14 protein-coding genes and 1 riboswitch are annotated in these 13,063 nt (G+C 69.7%); of the genes, 8 read left to right on the forward strand and 6 right to left on the reverse strand.

Annotation, left to right across the window (positions count from 1 at the left end):
• Positions 1-35 precede the first annotated feature (35 nt).
• The 3 genes from AF335_RS25245 to AF335_RS25255 form a co-directional block, all read right to left on the reverse strand.
• Positions 36-1,199, reverse strand: a complete 1,164-nt coding sequence (locus AF335_RS25245) for a serine hydrolase domain-containing protein (RefSeq protein ID WP_102920706.1) — start codon at positions 1,197-1,199, stop codon at positions 36-38.
• A 136-nt stretch (positions 1,200-1,335) separates the two neighbouring features.
• The gene (locus AF335_RS25250) at positions 1,336-1,932 is read right to left on the reverse strand and encodes an HD domain-containing protein (RefSeq protein WP_102920707.1); all 597 of its coding nucleotides are present in this window, start codon (positions 1,930-1,932) and stop codon (positions 1,336-1,338) included.
• Positions 1,933-2,123: 191 nt separating this feature from the next.
• On the reverse strand, positions 2,124-3,005 hold the full coding sequence (locus tag AF335_RS25255) for a LysR family transcriptional regulator (RefSeq protein ID WP_102920708.1): 882 nt from the start codon (positions 3,003-3,005) through the stop codon (positions 2,124-2,126).
• A 60-nt stretch (positions 3,006-3,065) separates the two neighbouring features.
• Between AF335_RS25255 and AF335_RS25260 the strand changes: the two genes are divergently transcribed.
• Entirely contained in the window at positions 3,066-3,431 is a 366-nt protein-coding gene (locus AF335_RS25260; protein ID WP_102920709.1) for a DoxX family protein, read from the forward strand.
• Between the two features lie 101 nt (positions 3,432-3,532).
• Here the strand turns inward: AF335_RS25260 and AF335_RS25265 are convergent, their stop codons facing one another.
• The 3 genes from AF335_RS25265 to AF335_RS25275 form a co-directional block, all read right to left on the reverse strand.
• Complete coding sequence (locus AF335_RS25265) at positions 3,533-3,742, reverse strand: DUF4287 domain-containing protein (RefSeq protein ID WP_102920710.1); 210 nt, start codon at positions 3,740-3,742, stop codon at positions 3,533-3,535.
• 126 nt (positions 3,743-3,868) lie between these two features.
• The gene (locus tag AF335_RS25270; RefSeq protein WP_102920711.1) at positions 3,869-4,405 is read right to left on the reverse strand and encodes a GNAT family N-acetyltransferase; all 537 of its coding nucleotides are present in this window, start codon (positions 4,403-4,405) and stop codon (positions 3,869-3,871) included.
• Positions 4,390-5,658: a helix-turn-helix transcriptional regulator gene (locus tag AF335_RS25275; RefSeq protein ID WP_102920910.1), complete on the reverse strand. Its 1,269-nt coding sequence runs from the start codon at positions 5,656-5,658 to the stop codon at positions 4,390-4,392. Before AF335_RS25275 ends, AF335_RS25270 begins: the two co-directional genes overlap by 16 nt.
• A gap of 330 nt (positions 5,659-5,988) precedes the next feature.
• Between AF335_RS25275 and AF335_RS34840 the strand changes: the two genes are divergently transcribed.
• From AF335_RS34840 to mctP, 7 genes are all read left to right on the forward strand, one after another.
• Positions 5,989-6,156 (forward strand): hypothetical protein, encoded by a 168-nt coding sequence (locus AF335_RS34840; protein ID WP_170127805.1) that lies wholly within the window; start codon positions 5,989-5,991, stop codon positions 6,154-6,156.
• A 78-nt stretch (positions 6,157-6,234) separates the two neighbouring features.
• Positions 6,235-6,489, forward strand: a complete 255-nt coding sequence (gene tgmA, locus AF335_RS25280) for a putative ATP-grasp-modified RiPP (protein ID WP_102920712.1) — start codon at positions 6,235-6,237, stop codon at positions 6,487-6,489.
• Between the two features lie 3 nt (positions 6,490-6,492).
• The gene (gene tgmB, locus AF335_RS25285) at positions 6,493-7,455 is read left to right on the forward strand and encodes an ATP-grasp ribosomal peptide maturase (protein ID WP_102920713.1); all 963 of its coding nucleotides are present in this window, start codon (positions 6,493-6,495) and stop codon (positions 7,453-7,455) included.
• On the forward strand, positions 7,452-8,654 hold the full coding sequence (gene tgmC, locus AF335_RS25290; protein ID WP_228773108.1) for an ATP-grasp peptide maturase system methyltransferase: 1,203 nt from the start codon (positions 7,452-7,454) through the stop codon (positions 8,652-8,654). Before tgmB ends, tgmC begins: the two co-directional genes overlap by 4 nt.
• Before the next feature lie 1,019 nt (positions 8,655-9,673).
• Positions 9,674-10,651, forward strand: a complete 978-nt coding sequence (locus AF335_RS25300) for a hypothetical protein (protein WP_102920715.1) — start codon at positions 9,674-9,676, stop codon at positions 10,649-10,651.
• A 153-nt stretch (positions 10,652-10,804) separates the two neighbouring features.
• Positions 10,805-11,092 (forward strand): DUF3311 domain-containing protein, encoded by a 288-nt coding sequence (locus tag AF335_RS25305; protein WP_102920716.1) that lies wholly within the window; start codon positions 10,805-10,807, stop codon positions 11,090-11,092.
• On the forward strand, positions 11,089-12,714 hold the full coding sequence (gene mctP / locus AF335_RS25310; RefSeq protein ID WP_102920717.1) for a monocarboxylate uptake permease MctP: 1,626 nt from the start codon (positions 11,089-11,091) through the stop codon (positions 12,712-12,714). The genes AF335_RS25305 and mctP overlap by 4 nt, the downstream gene beginning before the upstream one ends.
• A 225-nt stretch (positions 12,715-12,939) precedes the next feature.
• A riboswitch (adenosylcobalamin-variant (AdoCbl-variant) riboswitch) is annotated at positions 12,940-13,038 on the forward strand.
• Positions 13,039-13,063 lie beyond the last annotated feature (25 nt).

Consider the following 13,063-nt stretch of genomic DNA (forward strand, 5'->3'; position numbering starts at 1 on the left):
CGGCGGAGCCGCTCGCTCGTCACCGACCCACGCTCCTAGCGGTTCTCGCACAGGGCCGTCGTCACGACCTTGTCCATCTGCGCGCTGGGGATGTTGGACGCGAGATGGGCATTGGTCACCACGGAGGCATGGCGGCCGTCCGCGGTGACCATCGTGTAGGTGTAGTAACCGGGCACCGCACCGTTGTGACCCCAGGCCGAGCCGCCGCAGGGCAGATCGCGCCTGAGCAGCCCGAGCCCGTAGCCACCGTCCTCGCCCTCCGCGCCCGCGGTCTTCTCCATCTCGGCCAGAGCGGCCGGAGAGACGACCTTGCCGCCGATCAGCGCCTGGTAGAACGTCGTGAGGTCCTCCTCCGTCGAGATCATCGCCCCGGCGCTGCTGAAGACCGACGGGTCGTAGTCGAGGACCCGCGACCAGAAGTAGAGCCCGCCGACCCGCACACCGTGGTACCCGCGTACGGCCGGGGTGGGCAGGGAGCGGTCGGCGGGGGCCGGGAAGATCGTCCGGGTCAGGCCGAGCGGCGTGACGATCCGGTCCGTGACGGCCTGGTGCACCGGCATCCCGGTGGTCTTCTCGACGAGCATGCCGAGGATCAGGTAGTTGGTGTTGGAGTAGACGAACTTGGTGCCGGGCGCGGCGGCCGGGGCGCGCTTCAGCCCTTCCCGGACCAGCGCTTCAAGGGAGTACGAGCCGTCCGGGTTGCTGGCGGGCGGCATGGAGAACGGCTCGTAGACCGCGACACCGCTGGTCTGGTGGAGCAGGTGCCGCACCGTGATGGCGTTGCCGTCATAACCGTTGCCGGCGACGACGCCGGGCAGGTACTTCTCGATCGGGTCGTCCAGCGAGACCTTGCGCTCGTCGACGAGTTGCAGGACCGTGGCCGCGGTGAAGGTCTTGGTCTGGCTGCCGATCCGGTAGTGCTCGTTCGACTGGATCGGGGCGTTGGTGTTGATGGTGCCGGTACCGACGGAAAGGCTCCAGGAGTTCGCGGCGTCACCCGCGTAGACACCGGCGCCCGGGCCCGCGGCCGACTGGAACGCCTTCAGGGCCGCCAGCGTGCCGGCATGGGGATCGGCGGCCGCGGGCGCGGCCTGCGCCGCGGTGGGAGCTGCCTGCGCCGCCGTGGGGAGCACGACCAGCGTCGCGCACGCCGCGCCGAGTGCGGCCGCCAGTCTTATCCGGCCGAACTTCCTTGCCATGAGGTCTCCTTAGGATGATCAAGCGAGCCGAGCGACCCGCATTGTATTCACGGTGTGCGGATCCGGTCACCGGATCGTTCCGGAATTGACAGCGATCTGACCTCGACCACACGGCGGCCTGCACCGGCCCTGTCTCCTAGGCGTCCAGGGGGTTGGCGGCGACTCGCGCGGCGATGCCGTTCCGCACGGCGGCCGCCGCGGAGCTGTCCGGCTTCCGCGCGGCCTGGCTCTCGAAGCACGCGACGAACTCGTCCTTGAGGCCGAGGCGCGGGTACCGGTCCAGCACCGCCGCGCGGAGGTCGGCGGGGATCGCGTCGACGCCCCGCCCGGAGATGTCCACCGAGGTGGAGAACTCCAGCAGGTGCCCCTCGGGGTCCTCCTCCACGTCCACCGAGGACCACATATGCCGGACGATCACCTCGGACACCCGCACCCGCCGCGCCACGGGCCACCCGGCCCCGGCCGCGAACACCCAGGCCACGTGTCCGCCGGCCTCGTCGAAGGACACGCTGTGGCTGTCGAACTCCTTCACCAGCCCAATGTCGTGCAGCAAGGCCGCCACGTAGAGAAGTTCCGCGTCGAAGGCGATGCCGGCCGCTTTCGCGTGCGCGGCGGCCCACAGGTAGGACCGGATCGAATGGTTGAGCAGCGCGGGCGAGCAGTAGGCGGTGGCCACTTCGCGCGCGGCGACGCAGGCGGCGGTCTCGGGGATCACGAGGTCGTCGATCTTCATGCCGGTGATTCTCACCCACGCCCCCGGAAGCTCCGGAGCGGGCCCGGGGGAGGAACCCCGGTTCCGTCAGGCACCCCTGCCCCGGCGGGGAGAAAGCCCGCTGCGAGGACCAGCGGTCTCACGTCACACCTTGAGCATGGCGACTTCGGTAATGCGTGCAGAAGCGCTCCGGCTGCCTGTCGGCACCGTCGTCAACTCCGGCTCAGCCGCCGCGTGATGGCCTCCAGCAGCTCATCCAGTGCCGCCTCGCGCGTCCGCCCCCGAGGCCGGGCCAACCCCACCCGGCTGGGTGAGACCCCGCGGACCGGGCGGAACACCACACCCGGGTGGGAGTAGAAACGGGCCGCCGACGCCGGGGCCAGTGCCACGCAGCCGCCGGCCACCGCTCCGAGCCACTCGTCGGGACGGCTGGTGACCGCGCCGACCCGGACGGGGTGCCCGTCCCGCTCCTCCGCCGCCAGCCAGTGCTCCCGCCAGGCTCCGGTCTCGGCTCCGGCCGCGACGAACGGCTCGTCCGACAGCTCCCAGAGCTCCACCGTCTCGCTGTTCGCCAGCGGATGCCGAGCTGGTAGCAGAACCCCACGCTCCTCGGCGAACAACTCCCGCACCATCAGCCTCTTCTGCCCCGGAAACGGCAAACGCACCACTGCCGCATCCACCTCACCCCGGGCCAGGCCGGCGCTCGGGTCCGACCAGTCGAACTGCCGCAGTTCCACCCGCCACTCCGGCTGCGCCCGGCGGAACTCGGCGATGACCTCGGGGACGGCACCCACCGCGCCCGCGTCCAGGAAGCCCAGGCGCAGCACCCGCGCCGCCCGGCCGGTTGCCCGCACCGCCTCGTCCCAGCCGTCCAGCAGTGCGGGCACCCGCGAGGCGAGCTCACGACCGGCCTTGGTCAGCGCCATACCCGAGCGCGAACGCGCGAAGAGCCGTACCCCGAGACCGTCCTCCAGGCGCCGGATCTGCTTGGTCAGCGCAGGCTGCGAAACGAACAGCCTCTCCGCTGCCCCGGTCAGGCTGCCTTCCTCCGCCACTGCGGCGAAGTACCGCAGCAGGCGCGTGTCCAGGTCCATGCCACCAGGTTATAGAAGCAGGTATTGGACAGTGCCGAAGTGCCCGCGGACCCTGAAGGCATGACCGGTACCCAGCTCGCGCCCCTCGTCGTCACCCTGCTCACCGCCACGATCAACGTCGGTATCGCCGCCGCCGACCTCACCGGGGCGCGCTTCGTGCTGGCCAACTCGGCGGAGGTGGGTGTCCCCCGATCCTGGCTGCCCTGGCTGGCCGCCCTCAAGCTGGCTGGTGCGGCGGGCCTCCTCCTCAGCCTCTTCGACGCCGCACCGCGCCTCCTCGGCGCCGCCGCGGCCTGCGGTCTCGTCCTGCTCTACCTGGGCGCGCTCGCTTTCCATCTGCGCGCCCGCGTGCTCTACAACCTCGCGTTCCCCGGTTTCTACCTCGCCACCGCCGTCGCCTCGCTGGCATTGACCGTGTCCTCCTGATGGCGGCACCACTCAATGCTCGATGAGAACACCCTGGCCAGTCCGGCGCCGCACCGGCACTCCACCCGCAGCCGGCCACGGAGACAGACCTCAGAGGCGTTCTACCTACTCATCTCCGCGAGGGTGTGGGCGACCAGAGCATTGGCGTGGCCGTGCCCCAGACCGTGTTCGGCCTTGAGCCAGCCGACCAGCTCCATGTGCTTGGTCAGGGGTGAGGTATGGATGAGGTTCTTCCACTCGGCTATCGACCGGCCGTACTTCTTCTCGATCGACGGAAAGTAGCCGGCGGGGCCCTTCACGGATTCAGTCATGGCCGCAGCATGTCACCCACCACTGACAATGCAGCCTGCCCGCGCATGCTCCGGCGGAGCGTCCTCACCGCGTTCCACTGCGGGCTGTCGCCGCGAGCCTTCCGTTGATCGCACTCCAACTGCGGGTCAGGGATTCGGCAGTGTGCGGAGCATGACCGCGTAGAGCGGAGAGTCGGGGAACGGCTGGCGCTCGCCGACCTTGCGGTATCCCCACGATTCGTACAGCTCCTGCACCTTGGGGTGCGTGACGTCCACCAGGAGCACGGCGAGGTGATCGTCCCGGGCGTCAAGCAGGGACCGGTGGAGACGTTCGGAGTGACCGGCCTTGCGCCACTTGGGGCGGATCATCAGCTCGGACAGGTGGAACGTGCGTGACTGCTCCGGGGCGGGGTCGAGGTGATCGCGCCACCACTCGCGCTCCGGCATGGCGGCGGCCCCGTACGCGTAACCGATGGGCTCGCTGCCGTCGTAGCCGATGACGCAGGCGAAGCCCGGGTTGCTGCTCCAGTGGTCTACGAACCATGGGAAGCGCTGGACGAACGAGTCGTCGGCCCGATCGGCGTAGGCGTCGGCGTGCACGTCGAGCAGGGTCTGACGGATGTCGGCCGCGTCGGCGTGGGTGTAGTAGCGCACGTCGATGGTGGTGGTCACGTACGGCTCCATTCGGTGCGGTAGCGGTCGCCCCACTCTCGCGTGGCGGCGGCGTCGGGAGCAATGGTGATCAGGTCGCGGTAAAAGTCACCGAGAAGGGACCTCATGCGGCCGGGGATGGGATAGCCGGACATTTGCTCGAAGACGCTGGAGGCGGTCACGCACGCCTGATCGGTGTCGCACTGGTGGAGCTGGGCGAGCGCGAGGCGGCAGGTGGCGAGCGAACGGTTGCGGTGGAACCGGCAGGGGATGGAGGCGAGGGCCTTGTGGGAGGCGGATTCGGCTTCCGCGAAGTCGCCGATACGGTCGCGGACAATGGCGGTCAGGGCGTGGAGCTCTGACAGACCATAGAATCCGGCCCAGGACGGGCGGGGCTGGCTGGGGTCGGCCTTGGCAAGGGCGCTCTCGGCGTGGCCGATGGAGCGCAGGGCGGCTTGGCGATCGCCCTGGGTAGCGTGGCCGACGGCGGTGCGGGCGTGGGCGAGGGAGCCGTAGAACGGGTCACGGCGGGTGATGCCGCAGGCTTGGGCGGCCTGGGCAGCGTCTACAGCCTTGGTGTGCTCCTGCCGCTGGTGGGCGAGCATGGCGCAGCTGTTCCACACGCGGAGTTCGGCGACAGGGTCCTTGGCCATGCCGGCCAGGTACAGGGCGCGGTCGAGGTACTGTTGCGCCCGGTCGGACTGGCGAGCGTCGATGGCAGACCATGCGGCGGTGGCCGTGTAGTCGGCGGCGATGCTGAACAGGCGTTGCCTGACCCTCTGGGATGCGGCCTGCCCCTGTATGGCGAGGGCCTGACGGGCGCCGGTCAAGGCTGCCCGCTCCAAGGCTTCATGTCCGCCCCGGTGACGGTCCAGGGTCATCAGCGTATCGAGGCCGGTGCGGAGCCGGATCACGTCGGTGGTACCGACGACGGTCGGGCGCGAGGCGAAGAGAGGGACGACCGCTGCGGCGGTGGTCCCGGTGGCTGCTGTGAGGAAGTTTCGACGCAGCACGGGGGGCTCCGGGGTGCTGGTGGGGGTGTGTCTGCCCGCCGGGGGCACGAACCCCAGCTCTTCGGCGGTACACCCGAATACTGCTGCCAGGGCGGCGCGTTGCCGAGGGTGAGGCCAGCGGGTTTTTCCGGTCAGCCAGTGGCGGACCGTTCGGTCGGAGACTGTGCCCTGATGCCCGACAGCGATGAGGTGGCCATTAACGGTGTCGGCCAGCTCGGTCTGCGTCAACCCACCCTCGGTCATGTGCTCTTGAAGCCGCTGGTTGGGCCGCATGCCGTCCATCTCTTCAACGTAGCGAGACAGCGCGCGGAGCGTAACCGTCCCCCGGCGTACGCCCCGGAAATTTCCGGCTGGCGGCACTCAGCGGACCGGGAATTTTTCCTCCCGGCCGCGGACAAGCGCCCGTTGTACTGGCCGTACGACACACCGCGCGTCACCTCTGCGGATGAGCGGCCCCATGGCCCGGCCGCTATCGGCAGTGTGCCGCCACCGCCCGGCCCCCGTGCCGCGCCACAGCGGCGTGGCCCTTTGACCGCCGTCCCGCCCGCATCGCTGCTCCACACATCGCGCGGGCGGGGCGGCTTCCACCGACGAGGAGCACCCGTGTACGAGCAGCGACCGGCCACCCGGCCTGACACCCCGGACGACGACGGCCCGGAGCCGCACGAGCGGACCGAGGACAGCGCCCCCGGCGCCCGCCCGGACGACAGACTCAGGCGCGCGTGGCCGCTTAACCCGCCGGTCCCGATCACCTTCTACGAACGCCCCTGACCACCGCCCGCCCACGCGGTGATGACAACCCATGGGCGGGTGGACACCATGGCACACCGAGTTTCGAGGAGGAGAACCATGACCGAGACAGCACCGTGGGGCCTGACCCGCATGGAGCCCTACCCGACCGTCATCCCATTCACGGGGAGGGCGGTCGCCCTTGACCCGCAGACGCAGACCACCGTCTACCAGGACGCGGAAGGCCGCCGGGTGGAGATGGGCAAGCACGGCACAGGCACCGGCAAGGAGACCAGGACCCGCACCAGCCAGGGCGACGGCTCCGGACCCTCGAACGCCGACGAGGACAGCGATCAGGAAAGCGACCAGGACTGACCGATGGCGCTTTCCCGTCCGGTTGTCGTCGTCACCGAACTGGACGACCTGACAGCGGATCTCGTCATCACCGAGCTGCACGGCCGGGGCGTCCCGGTCGTGCGGTTCGACCCCGGGCAACCGGGTGCGGTGACGTTCTCCGCTTACGCGGGTGCCGGCCGGTCCTGGCACGGCCCTCTCGTCACCCCCACCCGTGCCTTCGGCCTGGATGACGCACGGGCCGTGTACTACCGGCGGCCGTCCCCGTACACCGCTGTGGCAGGTCTGGATGCCCAGGAACGGGAGTTCGCCACCGCGCAAGCCCGGCATGGTCTGGGCGGGCTCCTGGCCGCCCTCCCGGACTGCCTGTACGTGAACCATCCGCACCGCAACGCCGGGGCCGAGTCCAAGCCCCGTCAGATCGCCATGGCCGCACGGGCCGGACTGGAGGTCCCCCCGACGCTCATCACGAACGACCCGGACGCGGCACGGGCCTTCGCCAGCGAGCACGGGCCGGTGGTTTACAAGCCGCTGCGCTCCACCGAATACCGCCAGGGTGGCGAGCCGCGCACGATCTGGGTCCGGCCAGTCGATGCCGGCGAGATCGGCGACGGCGTCGCCGCCTGCCCGCACCTGTTCCAGCAGGTCGTCCGGAAGACAGCGGACATCCGGGTCGCGGCCGTAGGCCGGGAGCTGTTCGCCACCCGCATCACCATCGACGGTGACCACCTCGACTGGCGGCTGGACTACGACCGGCTCACCTTCGCCCGCATCGATGTCCCCGGCCCCGTCCGGTCCGGCATCCACACCTACCTGGACGCTTTCGGTCTGGCCTTCGGTGCCTTCGATTTCGCACTGGGGCATGACGGGGTGTGGCGGTTCTACGAATGCAACCCCAACGGGCAATGGGCGTTCGTTGACGACCACACGACCAAAGCCATCGCCACGGCCCTGACCGACCTGCTGGAGAAGGGACTCCCCACATGAACAGCCGTGACATCGCCATGGATGAACACCGCGCCGCTCAACTGCGCAAGCACCTGGCCGACCAGCTCGAAGAGGGCGGCCACCTGCGCTCGCCGGAGTGGCGATCCGCCGTCGAGACCGTCCCCCGGCACGAATTCGCCCGTACGTTCTTCCGCCGGTCCGACAGCCCCAAGGGCACGCTGTGGACACCTGTCATCCCCGGACAGGACGACGTGAACGAGTGGCTGGAGGAGGTGTACACGGACCAGACGCTGGTGACACAGCTCGACGGCCACCTCTACCCCGACGATGTGGACGGGCCCGTCCGGGGTGACCCCACCTCCTCCTCGACCCTCCCGAGTCTGGTGGTCCGGATGCTGGAGGACCTGGACCCGCAGGACGGTGACCGCGTGCTGTTGGTGGGCGTGGGTGCCGGCCTGACCCTCTGCCTCCTTTCCGAACGGCTCGGCAGCAGGCAGGTGAGCGGCGTGGAGTTCGACGAGGGCGCCACCATCCGCGCCCGGGCGGCACTCACCGCCGCCGGGTACGAGCCGACGCTCATCAACGGGGACGGTCTGCTGGGCCACGAAGCGGATGCCCCCTACGACCGGCTGATCGCTACTTGCTCCGTGCGCACCATCCCCGCCGCGTGGCTGGAGCAGGTCCGGCTCGGTGGCACCATCCTGACCACGGTGTCCGGGTGGCTGTACGGCTCCGGGCTGGTAAGCCTCACCGTCGGCGACGGCGGCACCGCCTCAGGCCCGTTTCTGCCCGGGACCGTCTCGTTCATGATCGCCCGACCGCAGGCCGCACCCCCGCTCCACAACGTCTCCAGCCTCCTGGACGACCCCGCCGCAGACGAACGCCCCACACGCTACGGCCCCGAGATCCTCAGTGACTGGACGCCGCAGTTCGTCGCGCAACTCGCCGTCCCGGGTGCTCAGTACCTCGGCATGAGCAGGGACGGGGGCCCCATGCTGGACCACCTGATCGACCTCGGACAGAAGTCGTTCGCCACGCTCGTACCCGACGGCGACGGCGGGTTCCATGTCCGCCAGGGCGGCCCGGCCCGGCTCTGGGACGCGGTCGAGGAGGCGATCGACACGTGGAAGCAAGCCGGGTCACCGCCTCAGACCGCGTTCGGCTTGACCGTCACCTCCGACGATCAGCGCGTGTGGCTTGGTGCCCCTGACGGCCCGAGCTGGTCCCTGCCAGCCTGACCGAGCGGGTCCATACACCTCGGCGGCTGCGTGGACGTGCTCGCCGAGGTGCACGCGCGCGACGCCTATTGGGACCGTCGACGGCCCGGACGGCGCGAAAGGCAGCGATTCGCAGGGCTGCGGTGACAACAGCCAGGGCTGACCGCCCCGCCAGCTGAGCGCAATGAGTAACCGAACGGCCCCGCTCTGCCAGACTTGAGCGGGGCCGTTCTGCGCAATGAAGGAGAAGCAATGGCCAAAACTACTACCGGAGTTGGGCGCGTCACCGTGTTCCCCCTGTTGCACCTGTGGCCCGACACGTACGGAGTAGTGGCCTACGCGACAACAGGAAGTTTCGGCGACACAGCCATCGTCGGATACCTCCCTATTCCCGAAGTTCCAGATGTATACCTTATGGATGCTGCGGCTAGACACGCCGTAGGCAGCTCGACCACCGCAAGCATCGATTGGGTCCTGTGCACGGGGTGGAGCGCCCGCTCCGTTCCGAAACCGGGGACGCTTGACCTGCCCGAGGCGGCATGGGCATTGGAAATCGACGGGCGCGGGGCCCCCAAAGACACCTTGTACGGCCACAACCAGCTCTTCACGGGTCGTTTCTCGCTGGACTCCCCGGACCTCATGGACCAAGCCCGAAGAGTCCTGGACAGTCGGGTGCCGACTCGCCAGGCGGTCCCGGTGGGGTGATCCGACACGGGCCGCTCAAGGCTGGAGCACAACGATGCGGCGACCTGGAGCGGCACCGGAACGCGGCCCTCCTTGCGGTCGAGGAGGGCCGCGAGTACCCGGGGAGCGTCGTTCCTCGCGGAGCGTCTCGGCCGGTAGGCGACGAAGGGGTCTTCAACTCCGCTGATTCGCGGCGGGATTCGCCCCTGCGGGTGACGGCTCGTACGGCCAGTTCGCGGTACCGTGGCCTGGATTCCGCTGCTTCGGCGCGCCTCGCGCCCAACGCAGCGGCCCCCGACTCCGGCGGCAACCGGCGAAGGGGGCCTACACCCACCAGGAGATAAGAGCTCCCTAGGATGCTTCGGCATGTTATCGCCCCTGCGCGCTTCTTCTCGCAGGTGCCCAACGACCTCGTCCGCCACCCCCGGCTGTCCGCCAACGCCGTCCGGCTCCTCATCTGGCAGCTCTCGCTGCCCGACGGCGCAGCCTCGCAGCCGCTCTCCGTCACCGGGGAACGGGCCGGTATCAAGAACGCCACCTTCACCCGCGCCAAGCGGGAGCTCGCCGCCGAGGGCTATCTGCACGAGTGGCGGGCGCAGGGCGAGGACGGCCGCTGGGCCACCCGTCAGCTCGTCTCGAACGTACCGCTGACCGCCGAGGACGCCTTACGCGTGCGGGACGGCGGGCAACCGGCCGACTCGGGTGCCCCGGCCCCCGCCACCACCTCTCCCCCACCGACTCCCCCGAACCCGGCCGCCGGTGAGCCGACCCCCCGGTCCGTCGGTCGTCCCCATAAGAAGAAAGAGGAGAACACCTCCCACCCTCCCCACCCGCTCGCCGAGCGCGGCGCCCAGGCCCTCGCCGCCGTGTCGCACACCGAGCGGCGGCTGCGGCTCTCCGGGCGGGACGTCGCGCGGCTCGCGCCGCTGGCGGCGGAGTGGCTGCTGCGCGGCGCGACGTTGACCGATCTCCGGGAGGCGCTCACTCACGGGCTGCCCGAGCGGGTCCACTCCCCCGCCGGGATCACCCGTGACCGGCTGCTGCGGAAGATGCCCGACCGGGACACCGGGCCCGCCACCCCGCCCGTACCCCCGCCGCAGCCCCTGCGGCTCTGCACCGGAGGGTGCGGCCGCATGATGCGGCCCGTCTCCGACGAGACCCGCTGCCGGGACTGCCGCCTGAAGGCGACCGGCGGGACCGCCTCGGCCGGCGCCCCCGACGGCGCCGTCGCCGCCACCCTGCGCGGCGCCGCCGCCGTACGCGAGTCCCTGCGCGGCGGCCGCCGCGCCCTCGGGCCCCGGCCACTATCCGGAAGCGTAACCGCCGGTTACTGAAACACCCTCACCTCGAACTCACGGTCCGTGCACGGCACTTCCCGGCCAGATGACATTGCCATACCGATATACGGACAGGGGGTGACTCCCACCGGGACGTCGCCTAGATTTCCTGCGCATCACGCAGTGATCACATAGGGGGGAGTCACCAGCATGACGGAACCACCGACAAGGACACCGGAGGAGGGTGGCCGGAAGGCCACCGCCACCGTGACCGTCCCGATGATCGTGGCGGGCGTATGCCTGGCCATACCCTTCGCCGCGATGCTGTGGGTCGACTCCTACTCCCGGCTCACGCCCGCCTTCATCGGCATCCCGTTCTTCTACTGGTACCAGATGCTGTGGGTGCTGATCTCCACCCTGCTCACGGTCGTCGCCTACACGATCGTCCGGCGGCACGAGCGGCTCACGCGGGCGCGCGAGGCGGGTGAGCGGTCGTGAAGGACGGCGTGAACGGCGTGGCGCTCGCCGTCTTCATCTTCTTCTTCCTCGTCGTCACCGTGATGGGCTTCGTCGCCTCGAAGTGGCGCCGCGCCGAGAACGCGGACAGCCTCGACGAGTGGGGCCTCGGCGGCCGGTCCTTCGGGACGTGGGTGACCTGGTTCCTGCTGGGCGGCGACCTCTACACCGCGTACACCTTCGTCGCCGTCCCGGCGGCGATCTACACGGGCGGCGCGGCCGGCTTCTTCGCGGTGCCGTACACGATCCTCTGTTACCCGCTGGTGTTCACCTTCCTGCCCCGGCTGTGGTCGGTCTCGCACAAGCACGGCTACGTGACCTCCTCGGACTTCGTCCGCGGCCGCTTCGGGTCCAAGGGCCTGTCGCTGGCGCTCGCGCTCACCGGCATCCTCGCGACGATGCCGTACATCGCGCTCCAGCTGGTCGGCATCCAGGCGGTGCTGGACGTGCTCGGCGTGGGCGGCGGGTCGAACTGGTTTATGAAGGACCTGCCGCTGCTGATCGCGTTCGGCGTGCTCGCGGCGTACACCTACTCCTCGGGGCTGCGGGCCCCGGCGCTGATCGCGTTCGTCAAGGACGCGCTGATCTATATCGTGATCATCGTCGCGATCATCTACATCCCCATCAAGCTGGGCGGTTTCGACCATATCTTCGGCGCGGCGGGCGACGCCTTCGCCGTCAAGAACCCGGAGACGGGCAAGCCGCGCGGCTCCCTGGTGAGCGGACCGGACGCGCAGTGGGCGTACGCGACGCTCGCGCTGGGCTCCGCGATGGCGCTCTTCCTCTACCCCCACTCGGTGACGGCGGTTCTCTCCAGCAAAGGCCGCAACGTCATCCGCCGGAACACCACCATCCTGCCGCTGTACTCCCTGATGCTCGGACTGCTGGCGATGCTCGGCTTCATGGCCATCGCCGCCGGGATCAAGGTCAAGAACAGCCAGCTCGCCATCCCGCAGCTGTTCGAGGACATGTTCCCGGACTGGTTCACGGGCGTGGCCTTCGCGGCCATCGGCATCGGCGCCCTGGTGCCGGCCGCGATCATGTCCATCGCCGCGGCGAACCTTTTCACTCGCAACATCTACAAGGACTTCATCAGGCCGGACGCCTCGCCCGAGCATGAGGCGAAGGTCTCCAAGCTCGCCTCCCTCCTGGTGAAGGTCGGCGCCCTGGTGTTCGTCCTGACCATGGACAAGACGGTCGCGATCAATTTCCAGCTGCTGGGCGGCATCTGGATCCTGCAGACCGTGCCCGCCCTCGTGGGCGGCCTCTTCACCCGCTGGTTCCACCGCTGGGCGCTGCTCGGCGGCTGGGTGGCCGGCATGGCCTACGGCACCTGGCGGGCGTACGACACGCCGAGCGCCACCCAGGATCATTTCGGCAATACCAACCTGATCCCCCTTATCGGTGAAAAGGGCTATATCGGGCTGACCGCCTTCGTGCTCAATGTGATCGTGGTCATCGTCCTGACCTTCGCCCTCAAGACCCTCGGCGCGCCGGACGGCGTGGACGAGACCAAGGCCGCGGACTACACCGCGGACGCCGGCGACCCCGGCGTCCGGGAGGAGCTCCCGCCGGCCACGGCGGGTGCCCCGGGCGGCCACTAGGAGCCCCCAGGAAGGCCCGCCCGGACCGACCCGGTCCGGCGCCCCCGGCCGAGGCCCGCAGGGCCGCCGCACCCCCTCGCAGGGGCACGGCGGCCCTCTCTCGTGCCCGGCGCCAAGCCCCGGAATCCCGGGCCCTGTTAGCACATTCCGACCCGCGCGATTACCGCGTGACACAAGATGTGGTGGTGCGTGCGACGGCCAGCACTAGATGTATGCTCGTCCTCGCTGTCGTCGCAGGGGAATCCGGTGGAAATCCGGAACTGTCCCGCAACGGTGCATGTATGCCGTAATGACGCATGCAGGAGTCCGAGTACCTGCCGACAGCACGCCCACCGCCGAGCCCCCGCTC

The organism is Streptomyces eurocidicus (genome assembly GCF_002891295.1).
GTDB classification, from domain to species: Bacteria; Actinomycetota; Actinomycetes; order Streptomycetales; family Streptomycetaceae; genus Streptomyces; species Streptomyces eurocidicus.